Origin of the sequence: Pseudomonas sp. OA65 (genome assembly GCF_017498305.1) — a bacterium.
Taxonomy (GTDB): Bacteria; Pseudomonadota; Gammaproteobacteria; order Pseudomonadales; family Pseudomonadaceae; genus Aquipseudomonas; species Aquipseudomonas zanjanensis.
In genome coordinates this window covers 1-15,269 of record NZ_JAGDEZ010000042.1, presented here as the reverse complement: position 1 = coordinate 15,269, position 15,269 = coordinate 1, and the positions used below count along the sequence as shown (strand labels likewise).

The following is a 15,269-nucleotide window of genomic DNA, read 5'->3' as shown; positions in this document are numbered from 1 at the left end:
GGTGTTCACGGGGCATGTATTCACCTCAAATCCCTGTGGGAGCGGGCTTGCTCGCGAAAGCGGTGGGTCAGCTTGCATCAATGTTGACTGTGCAACCGTCTTCGCGAGCAAGCCCGCTCCCACAGTTATTCAACGCGGCGGGTAGTTGGACAGGATCCGCGCCACCGTCTCGCGCACAGCCGTGCTGCGGTCGGTCGGGTTGGGGGAGTTGCTGAGCAGTTGTTCATCACTGCCACGCCACACCAGCTTGCCGTCCTTGCCATCGAGCAGGTCGATCTGCACGGTGGCGACCTTGTAGCTGATGTTGCGGGTTTCGTTGTACATCGGCCCGCCCCAATACCCGTTCCAAGGGCCGCCCCAACCACCGCCATAGTTGGTGGTGACCTGCTGCTGGCGATCCTCGACGATCAAATAGGTCTGGACCAACACATCGCCGTGCCCGCCAGCCGCTGGACGCAAGCCGCGCTGGTCGAGTTGATCGGCCACCGCCTGGCGGATCCGCTGTTCGGTCAGGTCGCTCTTGATACGGGGGTCATCGGGACGATATTGCAGCGCCGGGTCTTTCCAGCTCCAACTGCGATATGCCGCGAAATCACGGCTGGTGTCGAAGTCATGATTGACCTGGTTAGAAGCACAGGCCCCCAGCAGCAAGGTGAAGGCCAGTAGAGCAAGACGGCGAAACATGGTTTTTCTCCGTTGCGTAATCAACTTGGCGGATACGCCGACAGGGCTTTTTCCACCGCTTCACGAATGGCATCGGTGCGCTCGGTCTGGCTGCCCCGCTGGCCAGTCTCGGCACTGGCGCTCCACACCGGCTGACCGGTGCGGGCATCGAACAGGTCCACCCGAACCACCACGACTTGTTCCTGATACGTGCGCACCATCGGCATCGGACGGTACACGCCATAACCCGGACCGTAGCGGTCGTAACGGTTGTAGCCACCGTAGTACCCCGCATCATAATCGTCCCGAACCTGACGCACGCGGGTTTCCAGGCGCAGATCGGCGCTGACGAACAGGTCGGCGGGCCGGTTGTCATGCAGCGGCCGCAGGCCTCGCTGGTCGAGGGCATTGCTCACCGCCTCGGCCACTTGGGCCGAATCCGCCCAGGCAGTGCCCGGTGGCAAACGCCCGTCACGCCAGGCCCAACTGCGATAGCGCCCATAATCACGGGGCGGCGCCGGATAGGCGCTGCGGTCGAACACCGTGGCGGCCTCGGGCGGCGCCGGCGGCAGCGGGTTGGAAGTGGCGACATAGGGATTGCTGCCCTGGCAGGCCACCAGCCCCAGGCACAGCACCAACAACCCTGAACGACCTTTCATTTCGCGCTCCGATTGCACGTTCAGATCAGAGGGGACGGCAGATCCAGTGCAGATAACGTCCCAACCCGGCAAACGCCGGATGGCGACGGTGGGCCAGTTCCATTTCCAGCAACTGCGCAAGCTCCACCCGCCCCTGGAACTCCACCGGCATGTAGTCATGGAAAACTCGCACGCCACTGTGGCTTTCGACCTGCCACAGGCCTTCAAGTTGCGCCGCCAATTCACGCGGATCAAGGGGTTGTTGGGGTGTCAGGCTCTGTTTTTCGCCGGCCATGTCGTTTCTGCGCAACTTGCGAAAATGCCCCTTGAGCAGGTTGCGATAGACCAACGCGTCACGGTTGTAGAATGCCAGGGACAACCAACCGCCCGGGACCGTGAGTTGATGCAGCACCGGCAGGATCGCGTAGGGCTCGGCCAGCCATTCCAGCACCGCGTGACACAGCACCAGGTCGTAAGGTTCGGTGAGCTGGCCGAGCAGGTCCTGCCACGGCGCCTGGATGAACGTGGCGCTCTGGCCCGCCTCGGCAAAGCGCTGGCGGGCGCCTTCGAGCATGGGCTCGGCCGGCTCGGCCAGGGTCACCTGGTGACCGCGCTCAGCCAGCCACAACGACATGTGGCCCAGGCCCGCACCGATGTCCAGCACGCGCAACGGACGTTGCGGCAAGGTTTCCAGCAGGTCGGCCTGAAGCACTGCCAGGCGGATCGCGCCCTTGGCCCCGCCGTAGATTTTCTCCGCGAAACGCGTGGCGAGCTGATCGAAATGGCGGTCGCTCATTGGCCGAACCGCCGTTCGCTATCGGCCAGCTTGCTGCGCACCACGGTGTCCATGTCCAGGCCCAACTCACTGCACAGCAGCAACAGGTACAACACAATGTCACCGACTTCCTGCCCGGCGTGGGCCAGTTTGTCCGCCGGCAATTGGCGCGACTGGTCCTCGGTCAGCCACTGGAAAATCTCCACCAGCTCGGCCATTTCCACACTGGCGGCCATGGCGAGGTTTTTCGGGCTGTGAAATTGCCGCCAATCGTTACGATCTCGAATGGCATGCAGGCGTTCGGTCAGTTCAACAAGGTTCATCGGGTTCTCCTGAATGCGCATAGCTTCAGGGGGATGACCAGGGAAGGCAAGAGTCTCGGTACGAAGCGGCGGTTTGCCCCATAATCGAACCAACTCGGCCGCCACAGCTCCTACAATCAGGAGCCAACGGCTCAGCTCGGATTCCCTCCCATCAGGATGCACATATGCAGGTAGAAAGCTTTTTCGAATGGCTCGGCCAAGCGCTCGGTTCGGTGATCCGGTTCATCGTCGACCTGCTCAGCGGTCTCTTCAACACCCTGGCCAATGCCGGCGGCAACTTTGTCGATGGGCTGTCGCGCACCCTGGGCATGGACACTTCGATCATCAGCATCATCGCCCTGATTCTCGGGCTGATGCTGCTCTACTCGGCCATCCGCGCGTTCATGCGGGCCTCGATCGTCATGGGCATCATCTGGTTGGTGCTGGGGTTGTGGTTGTTGAGCTGGATCATTCACTAAAGCCCAGAGCACTGTGTGGGAGCAAAGCTTGCTCGCGATACAGGCGCCTCGGTTCCCTGAAAGACCGCGTCATCTTCATCGCGGGCAAGCCTTGCTCCCACGGATTTTGCTTGTTCCCGCTACAATCGCGCTCCATCAAGGAGCCCGCATGCCCAACCTGATCACCGACTGGCGCGACCGCCTTACCCATCGCCGGGTCTGGGCGCTGGCTGCGCCGATGATTCTCTCGAACATTTCCGTGCCGCTGGTGGCGCTGGTGGACAGCACGGTCATCGGCCACCTGCCCCATGCCCATCAGTTGGGCGCGGTGGCGGTCGGGGCGAGTTTGTATACGGTTCTGGCATGGGCCATGGGTTTCTTGCGCATGGGCACCACCGGGTTCGCCGCCCAGGCCGCCGGGCGTGGTGACGGCGCGGCCTTGCGGCAAGTGTTGCTGCAAGGCCTGCTGTTGGCGATGGGGTTGGCGGTGCTGCTTGGAGCCGTCGGCGTGCCGTTGAGCGACGTGGCCTTGCACTTCATGCAACCGTCCGCCGAACTCAACCAGTTGACCCGCGACTTCTTCCACACCCGGCTCTTCGGCTTGCCGGCGGCGCTGGCCAGCTATGCGCTGGTGGGCTGGTTCCTTGGCGCGCAGAATGCCCGGGCGCCGTTGGCGATCCTGCTGGTGACCAACCTGGTCAACATCGTCCTGAACCTGTGGTTCGTGATCGGTCTGGACTGGGGCGTGACCGGCTCGGCCCGGGCCTCGGTGATTGCCGAATGGACCGGTGCGCTGGTTGGCCTGGCCCTGGCTCACAAGACACTGCGGGCCTGGCCCGGACAAATCGCCTGGGCAGCCCTGGGCGTGTGGCAGAACTGGCGTCCGCTGCTGGCGGTGAACCGGGACATTTTCATTCGCAGCCTGGCCCTGCAAGCGGTGTTCTTCCTGATCACGGTGCAAGGCGCGCGCCTGGGGGACGCGACCGTGGCGGCCAATGCGCTGTTGCTCAACGGCCTGCTGCTGACCGCCCATGCGCTGGACGGCCTCGCCCACGCCGTGGAAGCGCTGTGTGGCCATGCCATTGGCGCTCGCGACCGCCTCGCCCTGCGTCGTTCGCTGGTGGTGGCCGGCGGTTGGTCGCTAATTGCCAGCCTCGGCTTCGCCCTGCTGTTCCTGCTCGCCGGCCATTTGTTTATCGACATGCAAACCGATATCCCCGATGTGCGCGCCACGGCTTACGGCTATCTGCCCTACCTGGCGACCTTGCCGCTGATCGCGGTCTGGAGCTATTTGCTCGACGGCCTGTTCATCGGCGCCACCCGCGCCCGGGAAATGCGCAACGGCATGGTGTTGACGCTGTTGCTGGTGTCGCCCATCGCCTGGGTGCTGCTGGGATTGGGCAACCATGGGCTATGGATCACCTTCCTGCTGTTCATGGCCTTGCGCAGCCTGACCCTCGGTGCGTTTGCCTGGCACTTGCAGCGGCACGACCGGTGGCTCGGCGCGCCGACGCAATAACCTTCACTCCTGACGACCCTGCCAGCGCCGCCGCAGGTGATCGAGCCGCTCGCGCTGCGAACCACCCTCAGGCCCCGGCATGGGTCGGGCGTTGGGGTATTGCAGGCGCAGCCACAGCCAGTCGTCGAGCACCGTCCGCTCGGTAAACCCCAGCGCCAGGCCCTGCTGCACGTCATCCCAGAGTCGACGGTAATCACGGCCGGTGGAACGGGACCATTGCCACGCGTGACGCTCCAGCAGGCAGCGCTGCAACTGGCCCTGCTGCCGCTCGCTGAGGCCGTGCTCCTTCTCCAGCGCCGCCACCGACAGTCCAGGGTTGGACAATTGTTGCCAACCCTGGCTGCCGATCGCCCGGTCCGCCCATGTGCCGCCGAACCAGCGCAACAGGCTGATCGGACCCAGCCAGCAACTGAGTTCATGGGAGTCGAAACCGTCGAAAAAATAGCTGGCGGTGTGCGGGTTGTAGTAGTTCAACAAGGCTTTGTGATGCAGGCCCAGCGTCACCGTCAGCATGCGCCGCAGATGCGCCAGCAATTGCACCGCAGGCCTTGGACAGACCAACAACAGCCCTGGCCAGGCGCGCGGGTCCACGTGGCAAAGGCTAGTCAACGCGGGTGATTGGCGCAGATCCACCAACAGCGGGCCGTGCTCGCGAAGGCCATGCAACTCGGTGCCTTCGAACAGGGCAAAACGCTGGGCGTCGGCGAACTGCGCGTGAACGCGCTGCGCCGCCTCAGGCGCACTCGGTACGTCCAGCAGCAACCACTGCGGCGCCGATCCAGGCACGGCCACGGCGCTCATCGAACGACGCCCGTGCCGCGCCCCGTGAGCATGCGGCAGGTACACAGGGGCTGGGCGCAGGGGTTGAAAGGCCCGCCTTCGGGCAACAAGCACAACAAGACCAGCGGTTCAGCCCCCCGCATCGCCGCCAACAGCACCGGATCGACCGTCGATGGCCCGGGCGTTTCGCCCGGGAATGACTCATCCGCTACCTTCGTCGAGGTAGGCTCGCTCAGAAATGCACTGACCAACGGCCGATCCGGATCGCCTTCGATAAAGCTCACCAGCACCTCGCTACCGTCACCCATCGCATCTGCCCCGCCAGCCGCCAGCTCGGGCGCCAAAGGCAACCAGCAATGGCTGGGACTGGAACCTTCGCCCTGATAGACCCAGTCGAACTCCACCGCCACACGCCCTGCCCCGAGCACCGGCGGCTCGTCAACCGCCACGACCCAACCGCGTTGCCGGCTTGCCATGCGGGGCTTGGCCGGGACGTTGTCCGGCATGAACAGCACGCCCCGGGGAATGGCCTTGAAATGATTGCCATACCCGCCCGCCTGGGCGCGATGCTCGACCTTGGTCAACAGCCAGCGCCGGTTCCAGCCGGCAAGCGGATGGGCCGTCAGCGTCAGTATCTGTCCCGCGTGCAGGTTCGTCAGGTCGCTACGGCCCTGGCCGACTTGCTGCCCCGCCACAGCGGTTCGTACGCTGAAGGCCCGTACCGCGGCAGTCGGCCCCTCGTGCGCGTAGACCGCCTGGCCGGCAGGGGGAAAACTGTGCGGGTTGTCAGCGAACACCAGGCAATGCCCGTCGCGGGTGTGTTCGAAATGAAAGTGGATGCCCGCCTGGGCGCACACGCGCTGGAGGAACTGCAGATCCGATTCCCGATACTGGGTGCAGAAATCCAACGGTGGGTAATCGCCACTCAGGTCCAGGCACAGGCTGCGCCCGCTGATGCCGTGAGCCTTGAGCACCTGGCGGATGATCTGCGGCACCGAGCGGGCGTTGAACACCCGCTGGTTGAAGCGCTGAGCCAGACAGGCCAGCCTGGGGCCGATACGCACCCAGCAGCTGGCGCCATGATGGTCGTGGACCCACTCGTGGATCTGTCCATGAATGCCTCGGCCTGGAACGCCGAAACTCAGCCAGACACTGCGGTACAGCAGGCCCGCCAAGTCCAGGCTCGGGTCGAGCAACGGCAGCTCCGCTTCATAGACGAAGGGTTCGCTGATCGCTTCACTACCCGTAAAAGCTATCACGTCAACGGGCTCGGGCAGACCGGCTATCTCCAGACGAAATGCTGGCTCGCAGGCTGGATCGGACATCGGCGTTTCTCTACAGGAGGGGCGGCCGGGGATTCTCGCCGACCGCCATGGCCGCGTAGAGGGGCCAAGTACAAGTTAGGAAAGGGACTACACGAAATTAGGACATCACCGATTAAATGCACCGGTATGAAGAATTAGCCGTGGCGTAAACAAAAATGCCCTTCGGGACCGTCCGAAAAGAACCGCAATGTACGGTGTATTTTTCTGACAGCCCCGGCGGGCAGTGTCGATCAGCCAAGAGGTGGACCTGATGCAATCCTGTGGCGAGGGAGCTTGCTCCCGCTTGGGTGCGAAGCAGCCACAACGAATGGGTCTGCTGCGCAGCCCAGCGGGAGCAAGCTCCCTCGCCACAGTGAATCGCGCCAACCTTGAGGGAGCGGCTGCTGGGTATCTTCTATCAGGACGACAGATACGACGAACGCGTCAGCCCCAAGCGCAGCGCATCGAGGAACTGGGTACGCTCGGCGGCGCTGATACGCGCGCTGGCGCACTTATCGCGGTAGTGCGTCATCAACTCCTCCGGCGACAAGTGCACGTAGCGCAGCATGTCTTCGATGGTGTCGTGGGTTTCGATACCGGCGTGGTACACGCTGCCGTCGGCGTTCTGGTAGATGTTCACCGAGTCGGTGTCACCGAACAGGTTGTGCATGTCGCCGAGAATTTCCTGATAGGCGCCCACCAGGAAGATGCCCAGCAGGTAGTCTTCACCCGGATTGAGGGCGTGCACCGGCAGGCTGGTCTCGATGCTCTGCTCGTCGACGTACTGCTTGATCTTGCCGTCGGAGTCGCAGGTCAGGTCTTGCAGCACGGCGCGGCGCAGCGGCTCTTCGTCCAGGCGATGCAGCGGCAGGATCGGCAGCACCTGGCCGATGGCCCAGGTGTCCGGCAGGCTCTGGAACACCGAGAAGTTACAGATGTACTTGTCGGCCAGCTTGTCGTTGAGTTCATCCAGCACCTGACGGTGCGAACGCTGGCGGGCCTTCAACGAGTTGTGCAGGCGACGGCACACGGCAAAATAGCACTGCTCGGCCAAGGCTTTTTCCGCCAGGGTCAGCTTGCCGTCGGCATATTGCGCCGCCACGTCGCTCATGTAGTGCGTGGCGCGCCAGTAGGTCTCGGTGACCATCTCGATGTCGGTGGGACCCAGCAGGTCAACCAGCCATTGGACGGTTTCCGGCAGTTCCTGCTTGTTGTCGATCGCCGGCACATCGTCGTTGTGTTTCTCGACGTCGGTCACCTGCACCACCAGCATCGCGTGGTGAGCGGTCAGCGAGCGGCCGCTTTCCGAGAAGATGTGCGGGTGCGGCAGGCCTTGGGCATCGCAGAATTCCTTGAGCATGCCCACCACGACACCGGCGTAATCGTCCATGTCGTAGTTGATCGAGCTGGCATTGCGCGAGTGCGTGCCGTCGTAGTCCACGCCGAGGCCACCGCCGACGTCGATGTGATCCACCGGCAGGCCGAGGTTGCGCAGCTCACCGTAGTAACGGATCGCTTCCTTGAAACCGTGCTGGTAGTCCGCCAGGTTGGCGATCTGCGAGCCCATGTGGAAGTGCAGCAGGCGAATGCCCTGGTCCAGGCCTGCCGCGCGGAAACGCTCGACCACCGACAGCAGTTGCGCGGCCGACAAGCCGAATTTGGACTTCTCGCCACCGGTATCGGCCCACTTGCTCGACGCCAGGGACGACAGGCGTACCCGCAGGCCGACCTGTGGCTTGACCTTGAGCACCGCAGCCTCTTCGATCACCAGGCCGACTTCGGACTCTTTCTCGATGACGATGAAGACGTTGTGGCCGAGCTTCTGGCCCATCAGCGCCAAGCGGATGAACTCACGATCCTTGTAGCCGTTGCAGACGATGGTCCCGCCCTTCGGCGCCAGGGCCAGCACCGCCAGCAACTCCGGCTTGGAACCGGCTTCCAGGCCGATGGAGACGTTCTGGGTGGCGATGATGTTCTCGATCACCGCTTCCTGCTGGTTGACCTTGATCGGATAGAGCGCGGTGTACTTGCTCTGGTATTCCAGGCGAGCGATGTTGCTGTCGAACGCGCCGGTGAGCTGGCGCACGCGGTCTTGCAGGATGTCCGGGAAGCGCACCAGCAAAGGCAGCGAGAGGCCGCTCTGGCGCAACTGGTCGACTTGCTCGAACAGGTCGATGGGCGAGCTGCCGGGACCGTTCGGACGGACTTCGACGCGACCGGCTTCATTGATCGCGAAATACCCGCCCCCCCAATGGCGAATCCCGTAAACACTGCGGCTGTCCGCAACTGTCCATTGGCTGCCATCGTCTTTGCGTGTGCGTCGTACGGACATCGAAGTCCCCTATAAAGAAGTCAAAATGCACCATCCGGTCGGAGGCTGGGGCAGTCTAGAGAGTGAAAATGACGAATTGCCTGTTAGCAAGGTAGACCCTGCTGCCAGCGATGAGTTTAGAAACCCGTTCAGAACAGGCTCTGTGAAAACCATGCGGGCGACCTCGAACATCAGGTTCGGGTCAAGCCGAGGGTGGTTTTCACAGAAGCTGCTAGCCGCCGGATTTCTTTGCCTTGAAGCCGTGCTTGACCAGTTCCGCCAGTAGCAGCTCGACGTGATCGCCCTGGATCTCGATGATGCCGTCTTTCAACGCACCACCGGTGCCACAGCGTTTCTTCAACGTGGTGGCCAGTTCCTTGAGCGCGTCTTCGGCCAACGGCACACCGGTGATCGTGGTCACCGTCTTGCCGCCGCGACCTTTGCTTTCTCGGCGCACACGGGCAATGCCGTCACCGGCAGGGATGGCAGTCTGTTTGCAGATGCAGGTATCCACCGGTTGACGGCAATCAGGGCAATGACGACCGGCGTCGGTAGAAAATACCAGGCCGCCCAAGGCGGCGAAGGATGCGGCTTTTTTGGCCACCGGCAATCCTCTTGGGAGGACAAAGACTGGTCGAGGGGAGAAAGAGCCTCGACCGCGAAACCCCACTCAGGCAGGGGCAGCGCTACTGGACCGCAGACACGGTTCAGCTTGAAAAGTCGCGCAGTGTAACGGCAAAAAGCCGACTTGCTAAGGGCCAATCAGCGCCAATTTATAGCTTCTTTGCGACGCCGCTGCCGTGGACACGCAAATAGCGCTCAAGCGCCGCCAGGGAGTCCGGGCAGTAAGGCATGCGCTGGATTTCGTCGAGCACTTGTTCGAGGGGCAGGAAACGCGCTTCGAGGACTTCTTCGGGTTGCAGGACCAACGGGCCGTCCCACACCGCCGAAAACGCCGAGCACCAGAGGCGACTGCCGGGGTCTTCGAAATAAAAATGGTCGTGGGCGGTCAGCTCCACGCCGCTCACGCCCAGTTCCTCCGCCAGCTCACGGGCGGCCGATTCGGCGTAGGTCTCGTCGGCCTGGACCATGCCGCCCGCCGCCACGTCCCAGAACCCCGGGTAGATGGCCTTGCTCAACGTGCGCCGGTGAACACACAGTTCACCGGCCGAGTTGAACAGCATGATGTAGGTGCCGCGCCCGATCAGGCCGCGCTCACGCAACTCCGAACGCACCAGGCTGCCGAGCAGGTTGTCGTGCTCGTCGACCCACGCGATCAACTCGGCATCCGAGGCCACTCGGTGAGCGACCTCCCGGGGGCTTTCGCTCATGGATCAACCCTGGTTCAGCAGTTGCCGCAAGTCGATGACCGCTGCGTTGGCCCGGGAAATGTAGTTGGCCATGACCAGCGAGTGGTTCGCCAACACACCGAAGCCGCTGCCGTTGAGGATCATCGGGCTCCAGACCGGTTCCTGGGACGCTTCCAGTTCACGAATGATCTGCCGCACGCTGACCGTGGCGTTCTTTTTCGCCAGCACATCGGCGAAGTCCACTTCGATGGCACGCAGCAGGTGCGACAGTGCCCAGGCCTGGCCGCGGGCTTCATAAAACACGTTGTCGATCTGCAGCCATGGGGTCTCGACCACCTCTTCGTCCACCTGCGGCACCTGGCCCGGCGCCGGAACCTCGGTTTTCAGCGAGGTGTTGAGCTTGACCCGGCCAACGCTGGCCGACAGGCGCTGGGACAACGAGCCCAGGCGCGTGCCGACGTCCCCCAGCCAGTTGTTCAAGTTGTCGGCGCGGGCGTAGAACAGCGCGCTTTTCTGGTTCGGGTCGGACAGGCGCGCCTGATAGCGGCTCAGGGAACTGATGCCTTCCTGGTATTCGGATTCGCTGGAGGGCAGCACCCAACTGCGGTTGTCGAAGTTGAAGCGCGGCTCGGCCTTGGCCAGGTCGGCGTCCTCGGCGGACTGGGACTGGGAGCGGGCAAAGTCCTTGCGCAGGGCGCGGCTCAGGTCACGGACCTGTACCAGCACGCCGTATTCCCAGCTCGGCATGTTGTCCATCCACAGGCCCGGCGGGAAGCGGTCGTTGGAAATGTAGCCACCCTGCTTGGTCAGCAAGGTCCCAGCCACGGTCTTGAGGGTCTCGACCGTGGTGTAGCCCACCACCATCTGCCGGCCGTCCTTCTCGGCCGCGGCCTGGGCGTTCTGCTGCACGGGGAACAACGCGGGCTCCTGGCTCCAGTACCAGCCGACGGCAATGGTCACCAGCAGGTAGAGGCCGATCAGCGTGGCCAGTGCGCGGCTGAAAAAAAGCCCACCCAGGTAGCTGCGGGTGGCCGATTTCGGCTCGGCGGCGCGTTCAGGCGCGCTGCCCGCGCGGTTTTTCCAGTCCAGCATGGCGATGTTCCTTCAATCACTTGAGTTCTCGGTTCGACCACAACCCTACGCCATCGTGCCTGATTTGAAACGCGATAATGCGGCGCCAATCATGCCGGGCGCGACAGGGCAATCGAACAGCACTATAAAGGAAGCGTTGCCATCGGCCTACGAGACTGTCCAGTCACAAACTGAATTTCGCGACTGGACAGAATATTGACGTATGACACTCATGCGGGGGAAAAGAGGTGCTAGCATAGAGCCACCAGTCGATCTCAGCATGCACCCTAACTAGTAGTCAGGATATGACCGAGCCAGAAGACCCCAGCCGTGAGCGCCTCAAGCACCACTTTGCCCAGCGGGTAATTCATCAGGCTCGTCAGATCCTGGAGATTTGGCAGCGCCTGCAACGCAGCGAATGGTCAAGCACCGACCTGTCGGAACTCAGCGAAGCCAACCTGCGCCTGCTGCGCTTTGCCGAGCGCTTCGAACAGCCCGAGCATTCCCAGTTGGCCCAAGGCATCAGCCAATCGCTGCAAGCGGTGGATGCCAATCGCGGGCGCTTGAGCAGCCACCTGATCTCCGAAATCAACCGCCTGATGCAGCGTTTGTCGCGCACCGGCCTGCGCCACGGCGACCAGCTCGAACAAACCTTCCTGCCACCGCTGCGCAAACCCATCTACGTGATGCTGCAGGACCATGACCGCGCCGAGCGCCTGGCCAAGCAATTGGAATTCTTCGGCCTCAGCGCCCAGGCGCTGGACAGTGTCGCGGCGTTCCGGGCCTCGATGGTCGAGCGCCTGCCGGCGGCGATTGTCATGGATGTGGATTTCAGTGGCCCCGGCACTGGCCTGAAACTGGCCGCCGAAGCTCAGGAAGGCCTGGAACAACCGTTGCCGCTGTTGTTCTTCAGTTTGTTGGAAACCGACACGCCGACACGCCTGGCCGCGGTACGCGCCGGCGGGCAGGAATTCCTCACCGGCACCCTCGAAGCCTCGAGCCTGCTGGAAAAGATCGAAGTGCTGACCTGCGTTGCCCAATACGATCCCTACAAAGTGCTGATCATCGATGACTCCCGCGCCCAGGCCTTGCACACCGAGCGCCTGCTCAACAGTGCCGGCATCATCACCCGCACGCTGATCGAGCCGATCCAGGCCATGGCCGAGCTGGCGGATTTCCAGCCCGACCTGATCATCCTCGACATGTACATGCCCGCCTGCACCGGCACGGAACTGGCCAAGGTGATCCGCCACAATGACCGCTACGTCAGCGTGCCGATCATCTACCTGTCCGCCGAAGACGACCTGGACAAGCAGCTCGACGCCATGAGTGAAGGTGGCGACGACTTCCTGACCAAGCCGATCAAGCCCCGGCACCTGATCACCACCGTGCGCAACCGTGCGGCCCGGGCGCGCAACCTCAAGGCGCGGATGGTGCGCGACAGCCTCACCGGCCTGTACAACCACACCCATATCCTGCAATTGCTCGAGGATTGCAGCTTCCGCGCCCGCCGCGAAGGCAAGCCCCTGAGCTTCGCCATGCTCGATATCGACCACTTCAAACGAGTCAACGACAGCCACGGCCACCCCATGGGCGACCGGGTGATCAAGAGCCTGGCGCTGTTTCTCAAGCAGCGCCTGCGCAAGACCGACTTCATCGGCCGTTACGGCGGCGAAGAGTTCGCTATCGTCATGCCGGACACCGACATCGACGCTGCCTGCAAGGTGCTGGATGAGATTCGTCAGCGCTTTGCCGAAATCCATTACCCGGCCCAGCCCCATGATTTGTGGTGCACCTTCAGCGCCGGCGTGGTGGAAATGAGCGATGATTCCGACAGCCTGATGATGGCCAGCCAGGCGGACGAAGCGCTGTATCGCGCCAAGCACGCCGGGCGCAACCGGGTACAGAGCGCCCGCCAATCAAAGCAAAGTGCCACCTTTTCATCGGAATCGACTGATTCAGTCATAAACCTGTAACTCAAGCGCAATAAATTCAGGCACTTACGATTCTGCCCCCGGTAGACCCTTGATGCGCCTGAAGCTGCTGACCAATCTCAACACCGTTCTTTTAGTTGCCGTTTGCCTGGGCCTTGGGGCCACCCTATGGTGGTCGCAGATTGCCCTGGAACGTCCCTACCTGCTGATGGAGCGCTACCTGGGCCTGTCGCGGCAGTTCCAGGGCGAAGTGGCGCGCAACATCGAGGACTACCTGGCCAGCGGCGACGCCTTGCGCCTGAGTGCAGCCACCCAGGCCTTGGAAAACCTGCAAAAAGACCTCGACCAGTTTCCTCCGGAGCTGGCCAAGACCCTGCGCCCGAGCCTGTCGAACCTGGACGGCTTCAGCAAGACCGATCTGCTGGCCGCCGGCAAACTGGCGGGCGATCCACAAGCCTTGCTGTTGCAAGCCGAGCGTGAACTGAGCGCCAGCCTCGATCAACTGGCCCAATACGCCAACGGCGCCCCGGCCTACTTGCCTCCATTGTTCGCCGCGTCGCAGCACCTGGGCCGGTTGTCCCTCACGCGGGACAAACTGGTCAGCAGCGGCCGCAGCGAATTGGCCACCGACGTCGAACGAGAACTGGCGAGCATCCGCTCGGAAGCTGAACGCCTCGACAACCTGCCACTGCTGGGCGTCACCGCCAGCAGCGAATCGGGCAGCGATGATTTCGCCGCGCTGATGGGCCTGGAGACTCAGGAAAAAGCCGCCGCCGAAGACGCTGGCATCGCCCTCAAGCGCGAGCTCAACAGCCTGCTCGGCCGTTACCCGGCGGAATTGACCCGCACCCGTGAACTGATCCAAAAACGCACCGAGCTCAGCAGCGCCACACACCTGAAAATCGCCGATGTGCAAACGGCGATCGATACCCTGGAACCGGCGGTACGGGCCCAGCATGGGCAGATCCAGGGAGAAGTTCGTTTGATCCAGGGCCTGATGATCGGCCTCATCCTGCTGATCGCGCTGCTCATCGACACCTTGCAGCGACGCCTGGCCCGCACCTTGACCCACCTGGCGCCGGCCCTGTCGACCTGGGCCGAAGGGGACTTCAGCCGGGACATCCACGTGGGCGCCAGTAACCGCGAAATGCAAGACATCGAGGCTTCGCTCAATCGCCTGCGCGCTTATCTGGTGGACCTGGTGGGCACCATTCGGGTGAATGCCGAACAGGTTGCCGGCAGCAGCCGGGCCCTGGCCGAGTTGAGCGGCGACTTGCACAGCGGGGCCGAACATCAGGCCGGCGACACGGCGCTGATCCGTGATTCCCTCAGCGAACTGGAAGCGACGATCCAGCAAGTCGCCGGCGATGCCAGCCAGGCCGCAGACGCCAGCCGTAGCGCCGGGCAGGCCGTGGAGCAAGGGCAGAAAGTCATCGGCCTGAGCCTCACGGGTCTGCATGCGCTGGTGGGGGAAGTGCAAGGCAACGCGCAGATGATCGAACAACTGGCCGAAGAATCGGCCACCATCGGCGGCGTGCTGACGGTGATTCGCTCGATTGCCGACCAGACCAATCTGCTGGCCCTCAACGCCGCCATCGAAGCGGCTCGCGCCGGAGAAATGGGCCGGGGCTTTGCGGTGGTAGCCGAGGAAGTCCGCTCACTGGCCCAACGCACGGCCGGCGCCACCGCCGAAATCCAGACCCTGATCGCCCGCCTGCAACTGGCCGCGCGCCAATCAGTGGACGGCATGCGCGCCCAGGTCGAACACGCCGAAGCCACCGCCAGCCAGGCGCAAGCGGCCGATGGCGCGCTGGATGAGATTGTCGGCGCCATCCAGACCATCGCCGACACAGCAGTCCGCATCGCCGACGTCACCGCCCAGCAAAGCGGCGCCGTCAGCGAAATCCGCGACCACAGCGAGCGGATTCACCAACTGGGCGGGGACAACCTGCTGCGCATCGGCCAGGGCCGGGAACAGGGCGACCATCTTTTGGTGCTGGGCGGGCAATTGCACACCGCCGTGCAGGCGTTTCGGGTTTAGCGCCACAGACTGCATGAATCACTGTGGGAGCGGGCTTGCTCGCGAAAGCGTCGGCCCATCCAGCATCTGTAGTGGCTGATACACCGCTATCGCGAGCAGGCTCGCTCCCACAGTGGATCTGAGCTGTACGCAACATCGGAGTACACCACCGAACCTTGTGGGA

The 15,269-nt window shown here is 63.2% G+C and carries 14 protein-coding genes; 4 read left to right on the top strand and 10 right to left on the bottom strand.

The genetic code is table 11. From position 1 onward, the window contains the following. Positions 1–129 precede the first annotated feature (129 nt). The 4 genes from J3361_RS24595 to J3361_RS24580 are packed head-to-tail and all read right to left on the bottom strand — an operon-like array spanning position 130 to position 2,399. Positions 130–684 (bottom strand): DUF4136 domain-containing protein, encoded by a 555-nt coding sequence (locus tag J3361_RS24595; RefSeq protein ID WP_207966724.1) that lies wholly within the window; start codon positions 682–684, stop codon positions 130–132. Between the two features lie 20 nt (positions 685–704). Continuing rightward, positions 705–1,322 (bottom strand): DUF4136 domain-containing protein, encoded by a 618-nt coding sequence (locus tag J3361_RS24590; protein WP_186707914.1) that lies wholly within the window; start codon positions 1,320–1,322, stop codon positions 705–707. 25 nt (positions 1,323–1,347) lie between these two features. Then, a complete protein-coding gene (locus J3361_RS24585) occupies positions 1,348–2,097 on the bottom strand; it encodes a methyltransferase domain-containing protein (RefSeq protein WP_207966723.1) in 750 nt (249 codons plus the stop codon). Next, positions 2,094–2,399, bottom strand: a complete 306-nt coding sequence (locus J3361_RS24580) for a MazG-like family protein (RefSeq protein WP_186707910.1) — start codon at positions 2,397–2,399, stop codon at positions 2,094–2,096. Before J3361_RS24580 ends, J3361_RS24585 begins: the two co-directional genes overlap by 4 nt. Positions 2,400–2,563: 164 nt before the next feature. Between J3361_RS24580 and J3361_RS24575 the strand changes: the two genes are divergently transcribed. Both J3361_RS24575 and J3361_RS24570 read left to right on the top strand, forming a co-directional pair. After that, complete coding sequence (locus J3361_RS24575) at positions 2,564–2,857, top strand: hypothetical protein (protein ID WP_003197447.1); 294 nt, start codon at positions 2,564–2,566, stop codon at positions 2,855–2,857. Positions 2,858–3,005: 148 nt separating this feature from the next. Then, positions 3,006–4,355 carry an MATE family efflux transporter gene (locus J3361_RS24570; protein WP_207966722.1) on the top strand — a complete coding sequence of 450 codons (1,350 nt, stop codon included), beginning with the start codon at positions 3,006–3,008 and terminating at the stop codon, positions 4,353–4,355. Positions 4,356–4,358: 3 nt separating this feature from the next. On the opposite strand, the gene J3361_RS24565 is transcribed toward J3361_RS24570, so the two are convergent. The 6 genes from J3361_RS24565 to J3361_RS24540 all read right to left on the bottom strand — a co-directional run bounded on the left by J3361_RS24565 (position 4,359) and on the right by J3361_RS24540 (position 11,152). Further along, positions 4,359–5,156, bottom strand: coding sequence for a DUF4123 domain-containing protein (locus J3361_RS24565; RefSeq protein WP_207966721.1), 798 nt, complete (start codon positions 5,154–5,156; stop codon positions 4,359–4,361). Further along, entirely contained in the window at positions 5,153–6,460 is a 1,308-nt protein-coding gene (locus J3361_RS24560; protein WP_207966720.1) for a contractile injection system protein, VgrG/Pvc8 family, read from the bottom strand. Before J3361_RS24560 ends, J3361_RS24565 begins: the two co-directional genes overlap by 4 nt. Before the next feature lie 397 nt (positions 6,461–6,857). Then, complete coding sequence (gene speA / locus J3361_RS24555; protein ID WP_207966719.1) at positions 6,858–8,771, bottom strand: arginine decarboxylase; 1,914 nt, start codon at positions 8,769–8,771, stop codon at positions 6,858–6,860. Positions 8,772–8,982: 211 nt separating this feature from the next. After that, positions 8,983–9,354 (bottom strand): translation initiation factor Sui1, encoded by a 372-nt coding sequence (locus tag J3361_RS24550; RefSeq protein WP_207966718.1) that lies wholly within the window; start codon positions 9,352–9,354, stop codon positions 8,983–8,985. A 169-nt stretch (positions 9,355–9,523) separates the two neighbouring features. Then, on the bottom strand, positions 9,524–10,081 hold the full coding sequence (locus J3361_RS24545; RefSeq protein ID WP_207966717.1) for an NUDIX hydrolase: 558 nt from the start codon (positions 10,079–10,081) through the stop codon (positions 9,524–9,526). A gap of 3 nt (positions 10,082–10,084) precedes the next feature. Next, positions 10,085–11,152, bottom strand: coding sequence for a DUF2333 family protein (locus J3361_RS24540; protein ID WP_207966716.1), 1,068 nt, complete (start codon positions 11,150–11,152; stop codon positions 10,085–10,087). A gap of 284 nt (positions 11,153–11,436) precedes the next feature. On the opposite strand from J3361_RS24540, the gene J3361_RS24535 reads away from it, so the two are divergent. Continuing rightward, a complete protein-coding gene (locus J3361_RS24535; protein WP_207966715.1) occupies positions 11,437–13,107 on the top strand; it encodes a PleD family two-component system response regulator in 1,671 nt (556 codons plus the stop codon). Between the two features lie 52 nt (positions 13,108–13,159). Further along, on the top strand, positions 13,160–15,106 hold the full coding sequence (locus tag J3361_RS24530; protein WP_207966714.1) for a methyl-accepting chemotaxis protein: 1,947 nt from the start codon (positions 13,160–13,162) through the stop codon (positions 15,104–15,106). Positions 15,107–15,269 lie beyond the last annotated feature (163 nt).

What these genes read in the sequence shown, in the direction of transcription:
- J3361_RS24570 (WP_207966722.1), top strand. Translation starts at nt 3,006, where the DNA reads ATGCCCAACCTGATCACCGACTGGCGCGACCGCCTTACCCATCGCCGG.
- J3361_RS24580 (WP_186707910.1), bottom strand. Translation starts at nt 2,399, where the DNA reads ATGAACCTTGTTGAACTGACCGAACGCCTGCATGCCATTCGAGATCGT.
- J3361_RS24545 (WP_207966717.1), bottom strand. Translation starts at nt 10,081, where the DNA reads ATGAGCGAAAGCCCCCGGGAGGTCGCTCACCGAGTGGCCTCGGATGCC.
- J3361_RS24540 (WP_207966716.1), bottom strand. Translation starts at nt 11,152, where the DNA reads ATGCTGGACTGGAAAAACCGCGCGGGCAGCGCGCCTGAACGCGCCGCC.
- J3361_RS24590 (WP_186707914.1), bottom strand. Translation starts at nt 1,322, where the DNA reads ATGAAAGGTCGTTCAGGGTTGTTGGTGCTGTGCCTGGGGCTGGTGGCC.
- J3361_RS24575 (WP_003197447.1), top strand. Translation starts at nt 2,564, where the DNA reads ATGCAGGTAGAAAGCTTTTTCGAATGGCTCGGCCAAGCGCTCGGTTCG.
- speA (WP_207966719.1), bottom strand. Translation starts at nt 8,771, where the DNA reads ATGTCCGTACGACGCACACGCAAAGACGATGGCAGCCAATGGACAGTT.
- J3361_RS24565 (WP_207966721.1), bottom strand. Translation starts at nt 5,156, where the DNA reads ATGAGCGCCGTGGCCGTGCCTGGATCGGCGCCGCAGTGGTTGCTGCTG.
- J3361_RS24585 (WP_207966723.1), bottom strand. Translation starts at nt 2,097, where the DNA reads ATGAGCGACCGCCATTTCGATCAGCTCGCCACGCGTTTCGCGGAGAAA.
- J3361_RS24560 (WP_207966720.1), bottom strand. Translation starts at nt 6,460, where the DNA reads ATGTCCGATCCAGCCTGCGAGCCAGCATTTCGTCTGGAGATAGCCGGT.
- J3361_RS24530 (WP_207966714.1), top strand. Translation starts at nt 13,160, where the DNA reads ATGCGCCTGAAGCTGCTGACCAATCTCAACACCGTTCTTTTAGTTGCC.
- J3361_RS24595 (WP_207966724.1), bottom strand. Translation starts at nt 684, where the DNA reads ATGTTTCGCCGTCTTGCTCTACTGGCCTTCACCTTGCTGCTGGGGGCC.
- J3361_RS24535 (WP_207966715.1), top strand. Translation starts at nt 11,437, where the DNA reads ATGACCGAGCCAGAAGACCCCAGCCGTGAGCGCCTCAAGCACCACTTT.